This window comes from Mesorhizobium sp. CAU 1732 (assembly GCF_039888675.1).
GTDB lineage: Bacteria > Pseudomonadota > Alphaproteobacteria > Rhizobiales > Rhizobiaceae > Aerobium.
Genome location: NZ_JBDQQR010000001.1, coordinates 1060417 through 1079154, shown reverse-complemented (window position 1 = coordinate 1079154; position 18738 = coordinate 1060417). Strand labels below are relative to the sequence as shown.

Below are 18738 nucleotides of genomic sequence, written 5' to 3'. Positions count from 1 at the left end.
AACGACTTGTTTACCACGTCTGGGGAATTGTGCGCGTGACGGTGTCCCGTGACTATCCTGTCGTTCGTTGCTCACGGTTCTTCCAGAGGGACATGACCCGAGAGCATGCATCGCCAATCCTTGCGGCGGCGCATCAAGGTGCATCCCTGCAATGAGGCGAGGAGTGTGCCGGCGTTTCCGGCCAGCTAGGCGGCAGCGGACGTTTCGATGACCAATAGACAATCCTATCTCGATTCGATGAATGCCGGCCGTCGGCGCAGGCCGAGCACCTCGCTCGAACAGCTCAGCAACACACTGGAGGAGCTCGAAAGCCGCATCAGCCGGACCTATGAGGGCCGTGGCGACTACCGCATGGAAAACGCAGCGCGCCGGCTCGCGGGCGAAACGGCGCCCTACGAGGCTCCGGCCCATGGCTACGCGCCACGTACAGCGCCCCGCGAAGCGTCTCCCGCCATTCCGTCGGGCGTGGCCGCCGAACTGAGCGCTCTGCGCGCCGAACTGCGCCACCAGATGGGGTCGGGCCTGCGCGAGGAGTTCGACGTCCTGAAGACCGAGATCGAGGGCGCAATGCGCAATTCCGCTCCTGCCAGCCACGCAGCCGAACTCGGCGTCGAGTTCGAGCGGCTTTCGGCGATGATCCACAAGCTGTCGCAGCAGAGCGACGATCGGCAGATCAATCTCCTGCGCCTCGAAATGGAGCAGGTGAAGGCCGCGCTCGGCAAGCTTGCGCGTGAGGAGACCGTCCAGTCCTACGATCGCCGTTGGGAAGAACTCGACCGTCGCTGGAGCGATATCGCCAGCCAGGTTTCGAACACTCAACACGGCGGCACGCCGGACGCGGCACTCGCGACCCTGACGGCACGGCTCGAACAGATCAGCGATGCGGTGAACACGCTTCCGACCTCGGTTGCGCTGCGCTCGCTCGAAGACAAGATGAAGATCCTCGCATCCAGCGTCGATCAGTTCGCGCATCATCAGGATCGCGTCGGGCCGGAAGCGCTCGACGCAATCGAAATGCGCCTCGACGAAATTTCGCGCGCGGTCGCAGCCTCCAAATCGGCTGCCCTGCCCGCGACCTACGACCCCGAGCCCTTCGAGCGCATCGAGGCCCGCATCTCGTCGCTGGCGCGCCAGCTTGGCGAGGTGGTCGAAGAGAACCCTGCCCACGGCCTTGCCTCGCAGCTTGCGGCCCTGTCGCATCGCGTCGAGGACATCGCGCATCGCGTTGAGATGCCCGAGCAGGCGATCGGCCTTCTGGCAGGACAGTTGGAGACGATCGTCCGCAAGCTCGACCAGGGACCGGCCATGCCGGACCTCGACGGTGCGCTGAGCGGTCTCGACAGCCGTTTCGCGACCCTCTCCGACATGCTCGAACAGCGCCACTCGGACGCGCTCGTTCAGGGACAAACCCTGTTCGTGGATCTCGAACGCCGTCTTCAGGAAATTACGCTCCGTATCGCCGAGCACGAAACGCCGTCCGCGCGACAGGACGATCATCTGCTCGAAGCCATGGACGCGCGCTTCGCCGAACTTGCCGCGAGACTGGAACGACAGGTCGCGCCAGCCGGCGACGATCGCGCCATGCGCGATCTGGAGGCGCGTCTCGACACCATTTCCGATCGGCTGGAGACATCGACCCGGAGCAGCGGGGTCGACCCGAACCTGATCCGCAGCCTCGAGGCGCAGATCGCGGACCTGACGGCACATATCTCGCAGCCGTCGCGCAGTGCCATGGATGCCGCGATCATCAATCCCCGTCTCGAGAAGATCGAAGAGTCGATCGCGGCGGGACGGCAGGACGTTCTCGAGGCCGCCCGCCATGCGGCCGAGGAAGCGGTACGCAGCTTCGCGGGCTCCGACCGAGACGGCGCACTCGTCGCCGGTCTGGTCGAAGACCTGAAGTCCCTCGAAGGGCTGACGCGCAAGTCCGACGACCGCAACGCCAAGACGTTCGAGGCGATCCACGACACGCTTCTCAAGATCGTCGATCGGATCGGCGCCGTGGAAACCGCCGCCTTGGCGCCACGCCATCCCGCAACCGTCGCGCCGCGCGAAACGCTTCTTGGCGTCGCCCAGACACCGTCTCTTGAGCCGATGGTCGAAGCGCTTCCGCTTGCCTCGATGCCCGAAGGCCTGCTTGACGACACCGCGATCGAACGCACAGGCATCCGCACACCTGCCGCCGCGGCCGCCGCCGCGGCCGCCGAAGCGATCCGCAGCGACGCGGAAGCGTCCGGCGTCGAAGATGCCGGTGGTCGCCGCTCAATGCTCGGTGGGATCACCAAGGCGCTGACGGCGCGCAAGGCGAAGCACCCCAGGACGAAGCAGAAGGCCCAGGAGGCATTGACGCCTGAGACGGCCAGCGAGCCGCTGGCGCCCTCCGTCGATGTCGATCCTCCGCTCGACATGCATGCGCTCAACCAGCCGCTCGAACCGGGTTCGGGCGCGCCCGACCTCAACGCCATCATGCGACGCGTGCGCGACGAACGTGGCCAGCCCGCGCGCGAGCAGGGTTCGGAAACGGCCAAGTCGGACTTCATCGCGGCAGCCCGGCGCGCGGCGCAGGCGGCAGCGGCCGAAGCCGAGATGATGAAGCGCAGTCCCGCCGCGAAATCGAAGGCTTCGGGCTTCAGCCTCGGCGGCCTCCTCAAATCGCGACGCAAGCCGGTCCTGATGGGCGTGGCCGCGATCTTGATGGCACTGGCCGCATTGCAGGTGGGCAAGTCGTTCAACGGCGGTTCGAACGTTGCCGAAGCCCCTGCGGAAGGCCCATCGCTGGTCGCGGAAGCGAGGCAGTTGCCAACTGCCAACTCGATCGAAACCGCCACCGCCGAGACCACGATCAACGAGCTCGACGCGACGCCGATCACCGCCGCTGCCGCTCCGCCCGCGACCGCCAGGTCATCGCTGACCACCGCGCCTGCGAAGGCCGAAGACGTCACGACCGACTGGCTCGACGCGGCAGCGCCTCTGCCGACCGCACCGGTTGAGATCGCGGCGCTCGAGACGCCAGCCGATCCGCTCGAGCCTGCGGCCGATCTCGCTCCGGAAACCAGCGAGGCTGCCCTTGCCGCGATACCGCTGGAGGCCGGCCCGGTCATTCTGCGCGAAGCTGCGGCCGAGGGCGATCCGAAGGCGCTCTACGAGATCGGCAATCGTTATGCCGAGGCTCAGGGCGTTACCCTGGACATGGCGAAAGCCGCGGAGTGGTACGCAAAGGCGGCCGATCACGGCCTCGCGCCCTCCCAATACCGCATCGGCAATCTCTACGAGAAGGGCATCGGCGTCACGCGCGACATCGCCAAGGCGAAGACCTGGTACCAGCTTGCCGCCGCGCAGGGCAATGCGAGCGCCATGCACAACCTCGCCGTGCTCTTCGCAATGGGTGCCGATGGCACGACGGACAATGAATCGGCCGCTCGCTGGTTTCAGCAGGCAGCCGAGCTCGGCGTGAGGGATAGCCAGTTCAATCTCGGCATTCTCGCCGCCAAGGGCGTCGGCATGCCCCAGAACCTGGAGAACGCCTATAAGTGGTTCGCCGTCGTCGCCCAGGCGGGCGACAAGGACGCCGCGCAGAAGCGTGACGAGATCGCCAGGGAACTCCGTCCCGAGCAATTGGAAAATGCCCGCGCCGCTGCCGAACTCTGGCGCGCGAAGCCGGTCAACGAAGAAGCCAACGCGGTCGAGATCCCGGATAGCTGGAGAGAAAGCACGGACACGACGGCGAGCGTCGACATGAAGCAGGCTGTCCGCAACGTCCAGATCATCCTCAACAAGAACGGCTACAGCGCCGGTGCGGAGGACGGCATGATGGGCGGAAAGACCAAGGCAGCGCTCGCCGCATTCCAGAAGGACAACGGCATGGCGCCGACAGGCGAGATCGACGAACCGGTAGTCAAGGCGCTGCTGGCACGACGCTGAGAGCCCTGCGCCGGCTCGCTCGACGCAAATGCCTGCAATCGCCTGCATTTTACGGCTGTTTCCCGGCCGCATGGTTTGACTTCGCCCCATTGTCGGCGCAAGAACGAACTACTTCCTGATCCGCCTCGCTACAGGAATGGTTCCAGGATCAGGCGCAAGCAGTCGAGTTTGACGGGTGGGCATCTATCTCCCGATCGCGGAAATGTCTGTCAACATGGTCGTCCTTCTGGCCATGGGTGCTGCCGTGGGCTTCCTCTCGGGCATGTTCGGCGTCGGTGGCGGCTTCCTGATCACGCCGCTTTTGATCTTCTACAATATCCCGCCTGCCATCGCGGTCGCCACCGGCGCCAACCAGGTCGTCGCATCCTCGGTCTCGGGAGCGTTGTCGCACCTCAAGAAGGGCACGATCGACTTCAAGCTCGGTACCGTGCTGCTTGTGGGCGGCATTTTCGGATCGACGATCGGCGTCTACGTGTTTTCGCTGCTGCGCGCCGTCGGCCAGCTCGATCTGTTCATTTCGCTTCTCTACGTGGCGTTGCTCGGCACCGTGGGTGCCCTGATGCTGGTGGAGAGCGTGCGTATGATCCGGCGCAATGCCGGCGGCGCGACCTCGTCGCTGCGCAAACCCGGACAACACAACTGGATCCACAAACTGCCCCTGAAGGTGCGGTTCCGGGCGTCCAAACTGTTCGTCAGCGTCATTCCCGTGGTCGGCCTCGGTGCGATCATCGGCTTTTTGGCGTCGATCATGGGCGTCGGCGGCGGCTTCATCATGATTCCGGCGCTTGTCTACCTGCTCAAGGTTCCGACGAATGTCGTCGTCGGGACATCGCTGTTTCAGATCATCTTCACCGCCGCCTACACCACGATCGTCCATGCCACCACCAACCAGACGGTCGACATCGTGCTCGCCTTCCTCTTGATGATCGGCGGCGTTGCCGGCGCGCAATACGGCGCAAAGGCAGGCCAGCGCCTTCGCGGTGAACAGTTGCGCGCGCTTCTGGCGCTGCTCGTGCTCGCGGTTGCGCTTCGCCTCGCCTTCGACCTCTTCGTACGGCCGAGTTCGCTCTACTCGCTGGCATCATTGTCGGGGATTTGAGATGGAGCTTACGAGATCCACACTCCCCACCCTGGCCGCCGCGTTCCTGATGCTCGCAATGGGACAGGCCCGCGCGCAAGCGCCCGAAATCGTCAATCCGGAGGCGATCCAGATCGGCCTATCCACCGATCGCGTCTCGATTACCGCCGACTTCTCCGGCGCTGATCTCACCATCTTCGGCGCTTTGGAGAATGCCGATCCGCTCGTCACCAGACAGGGCCGCTATGATGTGATCGTGGTTCTGGAAGGGCCTCCGCGCCCGATCGTGGTCCGCAAGAAGAACCGCATTCTGGGGATGTGGGTCAACACCGAGTCAGAAACCTTCGTCAATGTGCCGGTTTCCTACTCGGTGGCCACCACACGCTCGATGCAGGACATAACCAATCCGAAGAATTTCAAGCAGCTTGCGCTGGGTGCGGACAACCTCACGGTGACGCCGCTCAACAAGGCCCAGGAGCCTGCGACGCTGGCGGAGTTCACGGCTGCGCTGCGTGAGCGAAAGAAGGCGACGGGCCTCTACAGCGAGCGCATCGGCGGTGTGAACTTCCTCTCACAATCCCTGTTTCGCGCCACGCTTCATCTGGCGCCCAACGTTCCGGTCGGCACCCACCGTGCGCGCGCGTTCCTGTTCAAGAACGGCGTCTTCATCAAGGAAAGCTCGGCGCAACTGGCGATCCTCAAGGCGGGCTTCGAGGAGCGGCTTTTCAGGATCGCGCAGAACAACAGCTTCCTGTTCGGCCTCGCCGCCGTGGCGCTCGCCTTCGTGACCGGATGGCTCGGCCGCCTGATATTCCGCAAGGATTAAGAGAGAGAGATCAGCCGGCCCGCAAGCGGTGGTGCGCAAAGGCGTAGACGCGCTCGGTTCCGAGCATATGGGCAAAGAAGCTCTCCCATTTGAACAGCCCGCGATAGGCACGATCGAGCACGTTGAGCGTCCCGGTATAGGCTCCGAACGCCGGCATCACCATGCGCTCCCCATCCGTGGCGAAGCAGCGCCGGCGCACCGAACGGCCACGTTGCACGATCACCGCGCCGGGATGCAGGTGCCCCGCGATTTCGCCTGCCGCTGCGCCTTTCAGGGGTTCATGCCTGAAACGAAGCGCGCCCAGCGCCACTTCATCAGCGACCGTACCCGACACGCCGACCGGCGCATCGGGATCGTGATTGCCCGTCACCCAGATCCACTCCCGTCCGCCCATCATGGCGGCGAGCTTGATGCGGTACGGCTCGGGCATTCGCTGCGAACCGCCGACGTCGTGGAAGCTGTCGCCAAGGCTGAGCACCGTGCGCGGCGCATGCGTTTCGATCACGCGCGACAACTGGTCGAGCGTCGCACCGGTGTCATAGGGTGGAAGTAACTGGCCGCGGCGCGCGAAGGACGAGCCTTTCTCGAGATGCAGGTCGGAGACCGCGAGCAAGCCGAAATCGGGAAAATAAAGCGCGCCGCGCGGATCGCAGATCGCGATCTCGCCCGCGATGGCGATCCTGCGCATGCCAGTGTTTGACTTCGGCATGGCCGTCACTGCGTTCATTCGTCTCCCATGGCCTCGTGGACGAGGTCGTCTTCGGCTTCGGACAGGAGCATCTCGTCGGCCTCGCCCTTGACCCGCTCCTTCCCGATTTCGAGCATGATCGGGACGGCGAGCGGCGAAATGCGCTCCAGATCCTTATGCATGATTCGACCTTTGATCCGCGAGAGCATGTCGGCAAGCCTCCTGACATCCAGAAGGCCCGCAGCAGCGTCCGCCCGCGTGGCGCGAAGCAGGATGTGGTCAGGGTCGTGCGTGCGAAGAACGTCATAAATGAGGTCGGCCGACACGGTCATCTGCCGTCCCGTCTTCTCCTGCCCGGGATGCCGCTTCTCGATCAGGCCTGCGATCACCGCGCAGGCACGAAAGGTACGTTTCAAAAGCCAGCTCTCGGCCAGCCAGGCGTCGAGATCGTCGCCGAGCATGTCCTCGTCGAAGAGTTCCGAGAACGGCAGTTTGCCGCTTTTGTGAAGCGCGCCGATGTCGGCGTGCGCCCAGATCGCCAGCGCGTAGTCCGTTGCCACGAAGCCCAGCGGTCGCCCGCCCGCCCGCTCCAGCCGGCGTGTCAGGAGCATGCCGAGCGTCTGGTGCGCGAGCCTGCCCTCGAACGGATAGGCGACCATGTAGAAGCGGCTGCCGCGCGGAAAGGTCTCGATGAGAAGGTCGCCGGCCTTCGGCAGCACCGACTTCTCTTTTTGTATGGAAAGCCATTCGGCTACCTGCTCGGGCAGGCTGTTCCAGCGTTCCGGATCGGCCAGCATCGCCCGCACCTCGGCCGCCAGATAGGTCGAGAGCGGAAATTTGCCGCCGGCATAGACCGGCACTTTCGCATCCTGTCCGGGCGCGTTGGAGACGTAGCACTCGTTCTCGCGGATTCCCTCGAAGCGCAGGATCTTGCCAGCGAAGAGAAAGGTGTCGCCCGGCGTCAGGGTTTCCAGGAAATATTCCTCGATCTTACCCAAAACCGGTCCGCCGGCCGCGTTTCCGCCCCGCCCGCGCTGCCGCGTCATCCGCACATTGAGCGCCGGCGATTCGACGATCGTGCCGATGTTCAGGCGGTACTGCTGCGCGAAACGCGGATGCGAGACACGCCAGAGGCCTTCCTTGGTCTGGCGGATGCGGGCGAAACGCTCGTAGCTCTTGAGCGCGTAGCCGCCGGTCGCGACGAAATCGACGATCCGCGCGAACGTTTCGTCGTCGAGATGCGCATAGGGTGCGGCGGTCTTCACCTCCGCCAGGAGTTCCGCCGCATCGAACGGCGCCGCGCACGCCATGCCCATCACGTGCTGGGCAAGCACGTCGAGCGCGCCGTCCAGAAGCGGCGGCGTGTCCTGCGCGCCGACATAGTTCGCGTCGAGTGCCGCGCGGCACTCGAGTACCTCGAAGCGGTTTGCGGGAACGAGGATCGCCCGGCTCGGCTCGTCCATGCGGTGATTGGAGCGGCCGATGCGCTGGGCGAGACGGCTCGCGCCCTTCGGCGCGCCGACATGGATCACCAGATCGACATCCCCCCAGTCGATGCCGAGATCGAGCGTGGAGGTGGCAACCACGGCACGCAGCGCATTGGCTTCCATCGCGGTCTCGACGCGGCGGCGCTGGGCGACGTCCAGCGACCCGTGATGCAGCGCAATCGGCAACGTATCCTCGTTCGCGCGCCACAATTCCTGGAACAGGAATTCCGCCTGGCTGCGCGTGTTGACGAACAGCAGCGTCGTGCGGTGATCGCGGATCGCGGCGTAGATGTCGTTGATCGCATAGCGCGACGAGTGGCCCGACCACGGCACGCGCTCCTCGGAGTCGAGGATGGTGATGATCGGCTTCGCGCCACCCTCGACGGTGATCACGTCGGACATGGCGCCGGGCGGGTGCTCTGTTCCTTGCTGGGGCACCAGCCAGCGGCGCAACGCGTCGGGCTCTGCAACGGTCGCCGACAGGCCGATCGTCTGGAGATCGGGCACGAAGCGGCGCAGCCGCGCGATGCCCAACGCCAGAAGATGCCCGCGCTTGGACGTGACCAGCGAGTGCAGCTCGTCCAGCACCACGTAGCGCAGCGATCCGAAGAATTTGTCCGCGTCCTTGGATGCGAGCAGCAGCGCGAGCTGTTCCGGCGTCGTCAGAAGGATGTCCGGAGGCACGAATTTCTGGCGCTGCCGCTTGTGCGAGGGCGTGTCGCCAGTGCGCGTCTCGATCGCGATGTCGAGCTTCATTTCGGCGACCGGTCGGCCAAGATTGCGCTCGATATCCACCGCGAGCGCCTTCAAGGGCGAGATATAGAGCGTGTGGACGCCGCGATAGGCCTCGCCCGCCTTGCGCTTCGGCCGCGCTGCGAGATCGGTCAGTGACGGCAGGAAACCGGCCAGCGTCTTGCCGGCCCCGGTGGGCGCGATCAGCAGCGCCGATGCTCCGGCTCTCGCCTTGGCAAGCAACTCAAGCTGGTGCGGTCGGGGCTGCCAGTTGCGCTCGGCAAACCAGCGCGCGAAACGCTCAGGCAGGGCGATCGCGTCGGCGTCATCAGCGGGGGGCAAGGGCTTCGTCACCGCCAACAGGTAGCGCGCTGAAGTGCGGCCGCCAAGAAAATCAGTGCAAGGCGACCGTGGCGATGTCGTCGGAGACAATCGGAGGCGTGACCGTGGCATTCGCCCCCGCGCGCCTCGCCACGACGATCAGGCCCTCGACGGCCGCGTTTCGGTCGCAGCGCAGTTGGGCGGTCCCGATCTCGGCCGTCTCAAAACCATTGGCTGCGAGCAGATCACGAATATAGCGCTCCGAATGCGCGTAGCGGCGGGATTCTCTCAAGATGAGCGGCTCCGGGCCGTCATGTCGTTCGACCGTGAAAGCGAAGACTCCACCTGCAGCGAGCATGTCCGACACGGTCGCGATGATGCGTTCCAGGCGACCCAGATAGATGAAGACGTCAGCAGCCGTTACAAGGTCGACCTTCGTGGGCGACGCTTCCAGTGTCAGGAGATCGCGCTGTTCGAGCCGGTCATAGACGCCCTTGTCGCGCGCTTTGGCGAGCATGCCGCTAGAGATGTCCGAGCCTTCGAGATAGCTCGCGATGCCCCGAAGCCGCTCGCCCATCAGCCCGGTGCCGCAACCCAGATCGACGGCATGCGCAAAAGTGGTGATGCCCGTTCGCGCGATAGCCTCGCTCATCATCTGCGGCGCGCGATACAAGAGGCGTCCGACGAGCGATGCATCGAACGTCGCGGCATACTGATCGAACAAGGTTTCGGCAAACGCGCTCGACGGCACGCCCGCAACGCTGATCGTGCCTGCCAGTTCGAGCTGAAGGGCGGCACCCAGCCGGTCTGATGGATCGAGCCGCAGCGCTTCGCGCCAGGCATCCGCCGCCTCCGCCACGCGACCCGCTGCATGCAGCATCTCGCCCATGCGGAACCAGCCGGCGCTCCAGGCAGGCACGAGCGTGAGCGCATCGCGCATCAGATCGGCAGCCGCAGCGTGATCATCCGACGATGCGAGCATCTCGGCGTAGTCGGCACGACGATCGGCAAGGAGATCGCCAGAGGACTGGAACAGCTTCTTCATGGGACACCGGATGCCGCTTGGCGCGGGCGGCGGTCTATGCGCCGTCAGGAGCCTCTTGGCAAGGCCTTTCCAGAGCCCGTCGAATGCCTATCTTCCATGGGCCATGAACGCCCACAGCCTGCTCCATCCACGTCCCGAGGGACTCTATTGCCCGCCAGGCGATTTCTACATCGATCCGGTGCGCCCCGTCGGTCGCGCTTTGATCACGCACGGACATGCGGATCACGCCCGGTCAGGCCACGCGCATGTGCTGGCGACACGGCAGACACTCGAGATCATGGCGCTGCGCTACGGCGTCAATTTCGCCGGCTCGACGCAGGAAGCCGCGATCGGCGACACGATCGACATCAATGGCGTGACGGTGAGCTTCCACCCGGCCGGTCATGTGCTCGGCTCCGCGCAGATCAGCGTGACGCATGGCGGCCTGCGCATCGTCGCATCCGGCGACTATAAGCGCAGTGCCGACCCCACCTGCGCGGGGTTCGAACTCGTGCCATGCGATATCTTCATCACCGAGGCGACATTCGGCCTGCCGGTCTTCCGCCATCCTCCCGCCGCCGACGAGATCGCCCGGCTTCTCAAATCCGTCTCGCAGTTTCCCGAACGCGCGCATCTCGTGGGTGCCTACGCGCTGGGGAAGGCGCAGCGCGTGATCCGGCTGATCCGAGACGCCGGCTACGACAGGCCGATCTACATCCATGGGGCACTGGCGAAGCTCTGCGATTACTATCAGTCCGAGGGCATCGATCTCGGGCAGATCGAACCCGCGACGGTCGATCGCTCAGGCAAATCCGACTTCGCCGGCGCGATCGTGGTCGGGCCGCCGTCGGCCTTCGCGGACCGCTGGGCGAGGCGTTTTCCCGACCCCGTCACCGCCTTCGCGTCAGGCTGGATGCGCATACGCCAGCGCGTGAAGCAGCGCGGCGTGGAGCTGCCGATCATCCTGTCGGACCATTCCGACTGGGACGAGCTGACCGAGACCATCACGCAGACGGGTGCAGCGGAAGTCTGGGTGACGCATGGCCGCGAGGAAGCATTGGTGCGGTGGTGCGAGATCAACGGCATCAAGGGCCGCCCGCTGCACCTCGTGGGTTATGAAGACGAGGCGGAGTGATGGGCCTCGTGTCAAAACAAATGGCGAAGCCATGAAACGCTTCGCCGAACTCCTGGACCGCCTGCTCCTGACGCCGTCGCGCAACGCGAAGCTGAAGCTGATGGTCGATCATTTTCGTGAGACGCCCGATCCGGACCGGGGGCTCGCACTGGCGGCGATCACCGGCAACCTCTCATTCGCATCGGTGAAGCCCGCGCTCCTGCGCGCCCTGATCGCCGAGCGGATGGACCCGGTGCTTTTCGCCTATTCCTACGACTATGTCGGCGATCTCGCCGAGACGATCTCGCTCGTCTGGAAAAGCGATGCGGCAACGCCCGCCAACGACCGGGCGATCAGTCTCTCCTTCGCGGTCGAGAAGCTTCACGGCGCAAGCCGTTCGGACGCGCCGCGCGTGCTCGCCGACCTGCTCGACAGGCTGGAACCTGAATCGCGTTTCGCCATCATCAAGCTCGTCACCGGCGGCCTGCGCGTCGGCGTGTCGGCGCGGCTCGCCAAGCAGGCGCTGGCCGATTTCGGCGGCGTCGACGTGCATGAGGTCGAGGAACTCTGGCACGGGCTGGAGCCGCCCTATGAAACGCTGTTCGCATGGCTCGACGGCAAGACCGGCAAGCCTGAACGCACCGCGCTCGCCTTGTTCAGGCCGGTGATGCTGTCGAATCCGGTGCAGGACAACGATCTGGCGCGCATCGAACCGGCCGACTACGTCGCCGAGTGGAAATGGGATGGCATCCGTGTCCAGGCCGTGTGCGAAGGCACGTTGCGCCGGCTCTATTCTCGCACCGGCGACGACATATCCGGTGCGTTTCCCGACCTTCTCGATACGATGGATTTTGACGGGGCGATCGATGGAGAACTCCTTGTCGGCCAGCCGCCGGATCATGTCGGCTCCTTCTCGGATCTCCAGCAGCGGCTGAACCGAAAATCCGTCTCGGCCAAGACCATGCGCGACTTTCCTGTCTTCGTGCGCTGCTACGATCTCCTGCAGGATGGCGAGGTGGATCTGCGCGCCCTGCCCTTCGCCGAGCGGCGGACGCGGCTCGAGACGTTCGTGACTTCGCTCGATGAAACGCGGTTCGACCTCTCGCCTTTCGTCCCGTTCGACGATTGGGATCATCTGAATCAGCTACGCCTTACTCCGCCGCATCCGATCATCGAGGGCGTGATGCTCAAGCGCCGCGATTCCGTCTACGTACCCGGCCGTCCCAAGGGGCCGTGGTTCAAGTGGAAGCGCGATCCGCACATCATCGACGCAGTGCTGATGTACGCGCAGCGCGGTCACGGCAAGCGGTCGAGCTACTATTCGGACTACACGTTCGGGGTCTGGACCGGCCCGGAGGAATCGCCGGAACTGGTGCCGGTCGGCAAGGCCTATTTCGGCTTCACGGATGACGAGCTGCGCCAGATCGACAAGTTCGTGCGCGACAACACGATCGACCGGTTCGGGCCTGTGCGCTCCGTGCGCGCAGAACCGCAGCACGGTCTGGTTCTGGAAGTGGCGTTCGAGGGGCTCAATCGCTCGACGCGGCACAAATCCGGCGTCGCGATGCGGTTTCCGCGCATCTCGCGCCTGCGCTGGGACAAGCCGCCGGCCGAAGCCGACAGGCTGGATACGCTGGCCGCAATGCTGGACTGATTACTGCGCTGGCGACACCCGGATCGCGAAGATGTCGAGCGCCTTGCCGCCGTTTTCGACATCCGGATTGATGGCGATCGTGCCGCCTGCGCCGGGATTCGTGTTCGGCAGCGTGATCTCGAACAGGAACTCTTCCTGCGTCGTGCCAGCGGCGTAGCGCTTGCGGCCGCAATCGCCGAGTTCGCCCAGATTGCAGTCGACCGAGAACTGGGTGCCCTGCCCCTCTTCGGCGCGGGCGACGATGTTGAAGACAGCGCGGCGGCCCGCAAGCTGCTCAAGCACGCCCTGTCCCACATCGAACAGGATCGGCGCGCTGGACGCACCGCCGATGATCCGGATGAACTGCCGTCCGTCGTCGTCCATCACCTCGGCGCGCGAATCGCCCGGCGCGGCAACCGTCGTCGGATCGGCGGGATCGAACACCGCGATCCAGCCGGCAAGGCTGTCGGCGCCGCCCGCTATACGAGGTGGCTCGCCTGCCGCGGGGGGCTGCGGCTGGTAATCCTCTTCCTCGACGGTCTGGGGCGGGTTCGGAACGGATTGGTCACGCTCTGCAGCGGACCGGAACAGCCCTCCGCCGATCGCCCACCATGCGCCGATGACGATTGCCGACAGCACCGTGACGGCGACGAATACGCGCGCCCATTTACGGCCGCGCCGCCGCCCTACAGGCGGGCCGGCATAGGTTTGCGGCTCGATCTCATCGTCGAAATCGTCGGACGGCTGCTGATCGCGATAGCGGTCGTTCGGGTCGATCGTCGGCTCGAATCCGGCTTGCGAACGCGCATATCCCCCCTCGCCCCGGACCGGAGGCTCGACACCCATTCCCGCAGTACGGGGCGCAGGGGCCGGCGCGGCGGCGGGGACTGCGGGAAGAAACTCCGATTCGATCTCTGAAACGCGCGCCGACAGCGCCTGGCGACGGCGGTCGGCGATCGCCTGCGTGACGTTGGGATTTGCCTGAAGCGCCTTGTCGAGTGCGGCGAACGCGGACCGGTAGACCTTCTCGCGGAAGGCCCGCTCGCGCGGGTCGCCCTTTTCAAAGGCGTTGCGTATCGCTTTCTCGATCGCGTCCAAGCCAGAACTCTCTGTATATTCGCAGACTTCCACCCATCGTTAGCCGTAGCGGACCATTCAATCAATCGCATCAAAGAGTTTAGCCCGGGCTTTTAGTGCCGGAAGTGCTGCCGTCGACGCATGGCCGCCTGTGCGGATTGCCTGACGGCAGTTGCCGCGCCATTGCGATCTGCTAGAAAATGACGTTTACGAAAACGTCAATCGTTCTGCCCTGTTGGAGGTTTCATGGCGCTGCCCGACATTCTGAAAACCAATCTGCGTATTCCCGTCGTCGCATCGCCGATGTTCATCATTTCCCACCCGCCGCTGGTGCTGGAACAGTGCAAGGCCGGCATCGTCGGTTCGTTTCCGGCGCTGAATGCCCGGCCGGAGGCCCAGCTTGACGAATGGCTGGCGCAGATGACCGAGGAACTCGCTGCCCACGACGCCAAGAATCCCGGCCGCAAGGCGGCGCCCTTTGCCGTCAACCAGATCGTGCACAAATCCAATCCGCGGCTGGAGCACGATTTGGCGATGTGCGTGAAATACAAGGTGCCGGTCGTCATCACCTCGCTCGGCGCGGTGCCGGAGGTGAACGAGGCCGTGCATTCTTATGGCGGCATCGTGCTGCATGACATCATCCACGACCGCCACGCGCGCAAGGCCGTCGAAAAGGGTGCGGACGGGTTGATCGCCGTTGCGGCGGGCGCGGGCGGGCATGCCGGAACGCTGTCGCCGTTTGCGCTGATCCAGGAAATCCGGCAGTGGTTCGACGGGCCGCTTCTGCTGTCGGGCGCGATTGCCAATGGCGGCGCGGTGCTGGCGGCACAGGCGATGGGCGCGGACATGGCCTATATCGGCTCGCCCTTCATCGCCACCACGGAAGCGCGCGCGACCGACGCCTACAAGGACATGATCGTCTCCTCGAAGGCCGCCGACATCGTCTATTCCAACCTCTTCACCGGCGTTCACGGCAACTATTTGAAGGGCTCGGTGACGGCCGCCGGCCTCGACCCCGCCGCCCTGCCCGAATCCGACCCGTCGAAGATGGATTTCGGCAACGCTGCCAAGGCGTGGAAGGACATCTGGGGTTGCGGACAGGGGATCGGCGCGGTCGATGCCGTTGTCAGCACGGCCGATCTGGTCGAGCGGCTCGCAGGCGAGTATGACGCGGCCAAACGGAAGCTGGCCGCTTAATGGTTCAAAGTACCGCGTCGCGGGTCTATTCCGCGCGCGACGTCGTCGTCTCGGTGCTGCTGATGCTGCTGGCCTGCGCGCTGGTGGCCGGCACGACGCTGATTGCCAAGATGCTGGGGCCGGCGGCGGGCGAAAACGCGCTGCATCCGCTGCAGATTTCGGCGGGACGGTTTCTGTTCGCCCTGCTGGCGCTGACGCCGCTGATCGCGATCAGCCGGCCGTCGCTGAGAGGCGCGGTGTGGAGCAACCACATCCTGCGCGTGCTGTTCGGCTGGGCGGGCGTGTCTTGCCTGTTTGCAGCATCCGGCCTGATGCGGCTGGCGGATGCGACGGCGATCTCCTTCCTCAACCCCATCGTGGCGATGATGCTGTCGATCCCGCTTTTGGGCGAACGTGTCGGACCGTGGCGCTGGGCGGCGGCAGCGATTGCGTTTGCGGGTGCTGTGATCCTCACCGAGCCCGGCACGGATGCGTTCCAGCCGGTGGCGCTGGTAGCGCTGATAGCGGCTTTGTTCATGGGAGCCGAGGCGATCCTGATCAAGAAACTTGCCGACAGCGAGCCACCGCTGCGCATCCTCGCTATCAACAACGCCATGGGCGCAGTGCTGGCGATGGGAGCGGCATCGTTCGTGTGGCGCACGCCGACGCAAGAGCAATGGCTGCTGCTGGCGGCGCTCGGCTGCATGATGGTGAGCGTGCAGGCGCTGTTCATCCAGGCGCTGAGGCGTGGCGACGCCAGCTTCGTGATGCCGTTCTTCTACACGACGCTGATCTATGCCGGGCTGTACGACTACCTTGTATTTGCCGAGCAGCCGACGCTGGCCGGACTAATCGGCGCTGCGCTCATCGTTGCCGGCGCGCTGACGATTGCCTGGCGGGAACGGATAGCGCGGCGCAAGGCGTAAGGCGCGGCACCCGACGCGACGTAATCTCGGGTCGTCGTGCTGCCCCTCATCCGGCTGCCGCCACCTTCTCCCCGTAAACGGGGAGAAGGAAGACGCTTCATCACGCCGCGAGATGCGCGCGGTTGTCCTGCGCGTAGGTTTTCAGCGAACGCGGGGCCTTGCCGGTCAACGTCTCGACGTCGGGGGTGACGGTCGCCGTCCAGCCCTCGCGCACCGGATAGAAGATCGAGGTAAGGAAGGTTGCGTAGTCTTCCGGCACGCCTGCACCCGTCAGAAGTTCGATGAACGGCGCATCCTCCATTGCGGTGTAGCCGATCTGCTTGCCGAGCACTTCGGACAGGATCGCGGCTGCTTCGGCGTAGGAATGCGCCTGCGGGCCGGTGAGGTTGAACGCCTTGTTGTCGAACGCGCTCGACGTCAGCGCGGCGACGGCACTTTCGGCGATGTCGCGGGCGTCGATGAAGGAGGACTTACCTTCGGCCGCCGGCACGGCGATCTGGCCATGGTCGATGCCGGCCTTCCAGTAGGTCTGAAAATTGTCGGAGAACCAATTCGGCCGCAGGATCACGTAGGGCGTGCCTAACTTTTCCAGCGCGATCTCGACCTGGCGATAGGGAATGGAATCGTCGGCATCGACGCCGAACACGCTCTGGAACACCACCTTGACCTTGCGGCTGGCGGCAGCCTCGATCACCGGCAGCAGCAGTTCCTTGGCGTTCACATAGCCCGACGCCAGAAGCACATAGGCGCGGTCGACGCCGTCGAACGCCGAAGCGAAGGTTTCGGGCTTCGCGTAGTCGAACACCACGCCTTCCGCGCCCTCGACCGGCTGGCCGGACCGTGACGCAGCCTTCACCTTTTCGCTGCGCTTGAGCAATTCCTTGACGACGGGGCGACCGACCGTGCCGGTTGCGCCCAGAACGAGCACCTTGTTTGACATTTTCCGCTCCTTGGTTTCTATTGGAAACTATCTTTCCAATTGATACATAGATGCGGACTGGAAATCGTGAAAGAGAGCACTTTTTGCTCATCTGGTTTCCTGCAGGAAACCGCCCGGAGCTCGAACCATGACGACACAACCGATCTACGACGTGTTCGAAAACCACTGCCCCGCCCGCATGGTGCTGGACCGGCTCGCCGACAAATGGGCACTGCTGATCCTCAATGGACTCAAGGACGGGCCGGTGCGGTTCAACAGCATTCGCCGCAACATCAAGGGGATATCGCAAAAGGTGTTGTCGCAGACGCTCAAGAAACTGGAGCGCGACGGCATCATCTCACGCGCGGTGTTTCCCACGGTTCCCGTCACCGTCGAATACGCGCTGACCCCGCTCGGCCACACGCTGACGGAAACCGTCGACGCGCTGGCGCACTGGGCCGAGGACCACATGGACTCGGTGGTGGCAGCGCAGCAGGCTTATGACGCGGCGGATGGGGGCCGGGTTTGAGGGCGGGCGGCGACGCCAGCTCCGTGATGCCATTCTTCTCACGCTGATTGTCGGCGGGAACGGGGTGCAGCGGCGAAGTCCATAAACACCTCCGCCGCCGCGATACCGGCTCACGTCGCCTCCAGAACCATATTCAGTGGCGTTTGTGCTGCCCGCCGGATCGTCCTGAAGCCGCCGGAGCGGATCACATCCGCAAGCCGCTCTTCTCCGGCCTGTGCGCCGAGCGCGAGGCCCGTTTCCTGCGCCAACGACGTAGGCACGCAGATCATCGTCGAAGCCGAATAGTAGAGCCGCCCGACGGGGTTGATGTTGTCCTCCAGCGTGTTTCCGGCCATCGGCTCGACCACCATCCAGGTGCCGCCATCACTCAATGCCTTGCGGACGTGTGCCGCAGCGGCCTGAGGATCGCCCATGTCGTGCAGGCAGTCGAAGCAGGTGATCAGGTCGAAGCCGCGGCCGGGAAAATCCTGAGCCCGTCCAACTTCGAAGGCGACGTTCTCAACTCCGTGCGCAAGCGCATGCGCGGTGGCGGCGGCAATCGAGGCCGGATGGAAATCGTATCCGGTGAAGCGGGATTTCGGGAAGGCCTGCGCCATCAGGATCGTCGACAGGCCGTGGCCGCAGCCGACATCGGCGACCTTCGCTCCTGCTTTCAGTTTGTCGACCACGCCATCGAGCGCCGGCAGCCACTCCTGTACCAGCGCATTGACGTAGCCGGGCCTGAAAAGCCGCGCGACCGCGCAGAACATGCAGCCTGCCTGCTCGCCCCATGCAACGCCCTTGCCCGTCTTGAACGCGGCCTGCACCTTCGCCTGATTCTCGCCCATTGCGGCAGCGGTGTCGAAGGCGCCGATGAGGTTGACCGGGCTGTCGGGCTCGGCGAAGACGTATGCCTGCTCCGGCGTCAGCGAAAAGCGTCCCTTCTCGTGCCTGACATAGCCTGAGGCAGCCTGCGCCGAGAGCCATTCGCGCACGTAACGCGGTGCGCACCCGGTTGAGGCAGCCAGTTCCTCGGCCGTCGCGGGGCCGTTCTTCTTGAGAGTGTCGTAAAGGCCAAGCTTGTCACCGATACGCACCAGCGGCACGCCGAAAGCGCCGCCAAGGTCGCCGAGTACGCGGCCCACCAGTTCGTTCAGTTTGGTTTCATCGATCTGCGTCATGTCGGATTCCTCCCGATTTGCGGGACGGCCTCGCGCCGCTCCGAAGTCGAAACGATGCCGTTTCGCGCGTCGGCTGCCATGAGGCGGTTGTCCCGCATCGCGTGAAAATTCCGGCTGTCAGCAAGGG

Annotated in this window: 14 protein-coding genes; 8 read left to right on the top strand and 6 right to left on the bottom strand. The window is 64.8% G+C overall.

Going from position 1 to position 18738, the window contains the following annotated elements; genetic code table 11:
• Positions 1–207: 207 nt before the first annotated feature.
• From AAFN55_RS05310 to AAFN55_RS05300, 3 genes are all read left to right on the top strand, one after another.
• Complete coding sequence (locus AAFN55_RS05310) at positions 208–3921, top strand: peptidoglycan-binding protein (RefSeq protein ID WP_347797827.1); 3714 nt, start codon at positions 208–210, stop codon at positions 3919–3921.
• A gap of 175 nt (positions 3922–4096) precedes the next feature.
• Positions 4097–5020 (top strand): sulfite exporter TauE/SafE family protein, encoded by a 924-nt coding sequence (locus AAFN55_RS05305; RefSeq protein WP_347797826.1) that lies wholly within the window; start codon positions 4097–4099, stop codon positions 5018–5020.
• Between the two features lies 1 nt (position 5021).
• A complete protein-coding gene (locus AAFN55_RS05300) occupies positions 5022–5825 on the top strand; it encodes a TIGR02186 family protein (RefSeq protein ID WP_347797825.1) in 804 nt (267 codons plus the stop codon).
• A 10-nt stretch (positions 5826–5835) separates the two neighbouring features.
• On the opposite strand, the gene pdeM is transcribed toward AAFN55_RS05300, so the two are convergent.
• From pdeM to AAFN55_RS05285, 3 genes are read right to left on the bottom strand one after another with little or no spacing between them, the layout of a single operon-like run.
• Complete coding sequence (pdeM, locus tag AAFN55_RS05295; protein WP_347800189.1) at positions 5836–6534, bottom strand: ligase-associated DNA damage response endonuclease PdeM; 699 nt, start codon at positions 6532–6534, stop codon at positions 5836–5838.
• A 14-nt stretch (positions 6535–6548) separates the two neighbouring features.
• Positions 6549–9074 carry a ligase-associated DNA damage response DEXH box helicase gene (locus tag AAFN55_RS05290; protein WP_347797824.1) on the bottom strand — a complete coding sequence of 842 codons (2526 nt, stop codon included), beginning with the start codon at positions 9072–9074 and terminating at the stop codon, positions 6549–6551.
• A 52-nt stretch (positions 9075–9126) separates the two neighbouring features.
• Positions 9127–10098 (bottom strand): methyltransferase, encoded by a 972-nt coding sequence (locus tag AAFN55_RS05285; protein WP_347797823.1) that lies wholly within the window; start codon positions 10096–10098, stop codon positions 9127–9129.
• Positions 10099–10201: 103 nt separating this feature from the next.
• On the opposite strand from AAFN55_RS05285, the gene AAFN55_RS05280 reads away from it, so the two are divergent.
• Positions 10202–11212, top strand: coding sequence for a ligase-associated DNA damage response exonuclease (locus AAFN55_RS05280; RefSeq protein WP_347800188.1), 1011 nt, complete (start codon positions 10202–10204; stop codon positions 11210–11212).
• A gap of 31 nt (positions 11213–11243) precedes the next feature.
• Complete coding sequence (locus AAFN55_RS05275) at positions 11244–12845, top strand: cisplatin damage response ATP-dependent DNA ligase (RefSeq protein ID WP_347797822.1); 1602 nt, start codon at positions 11244–11246, stop codon at positions 12843–12845.
• Here AAFN55_RS05275 and AAFN55_RS05270 read toward each other — a convergent pair whose 3' ends face one another.
• The gene (locus AAFN55_RS05270; RefSeq protein ID WP_347797821.1) at positions 12846–13922 is read right to left on the bottom strand and encodes a hypothetical protein; all 1077 of its coding nucleotides are present in this window, start codon (positions 13920–13922) and stop codon (positions 12846–12848) included.
• 225 nt (positions 13923–14147) lie between these two features.
• On the opposite strand from AAFN55_RS05270, the gene AAFN55_RS05265 reads away from it, so the two are divergent.
• Together AAFN55_RS05265 and AAFN55_RS05260 are read left to right on the top strand one after the other, a co-directional pair.
• Positions 14148–15098 (top strand): nitronate monooxygenase family protein, encoded by a 951-nt coding sequence (locus AAFN55_RS05265; RefSeq protein ID WP_347797820.1) that lies wholly within the window; start codon positions 14148–14150, stop codon positions 15096–15098.
• Positions 15098–16003 (top strand): DMT family transporter, encoded by a 906-nt coding sequence (locus AAFN55_RS05260; protein ID WP_347797819.1) that lies wholly within the window; start codon positions 15098–15100, stop codon positions 16001–16003. The genes AAFN55_RS05265 and AAFN55_RS05260 overlap by 1 nt, the downstream gene beginning before the upstream one ends.
• Positions 16004–16103: 100 nt before the next feature.
• Here the strand turns inward: AAFN55_RS05260 and AAFN55_RS05255 are convergent, their stop codons facing one another.
• A complete protein-coding gene (locus tag AAFN55_RS05255; protein ID WP_347797818.1) occupies positions 16104–16943 on the bottom strand; it encodes an SDR family oxidoreductase in 840 nt (279 codons plus the stop codon).
• Between the two features lie 127 nt (positions 16944–17070).
• Between AAFN55_RS05255 and AAFN55_RS05250 the strand changes: the two genes are divergently transcribed.
• Positions 17071–17451, top strand: a complete 381-nt coding sequence (locus AAFN55_RS05250; RefSeq protein ID WP_347797817.1) for a helix-turn-helix domain-containing protein — start codon at positions 17071–17073, stop codon at positions 17449–17451.
• A 110-nt stretch (positions 17452–17561) separates the two neighbouring features.
• Here the strand turns inward: AAFN55_RS05250 and AAFN55_RS05245 are convergent, their stop codons facing one another.
• Entirely contained in the window at positions 17562–18611 is a 1050-nt protein-coding gene (locus tag AAFN55_RS05245) for a class I SAM-dependent methyltransferase (protein ID WP_347797816.1), read from the bottom strand.
• Positions 18612–18738: the final 127 nt, after the last annotated feature.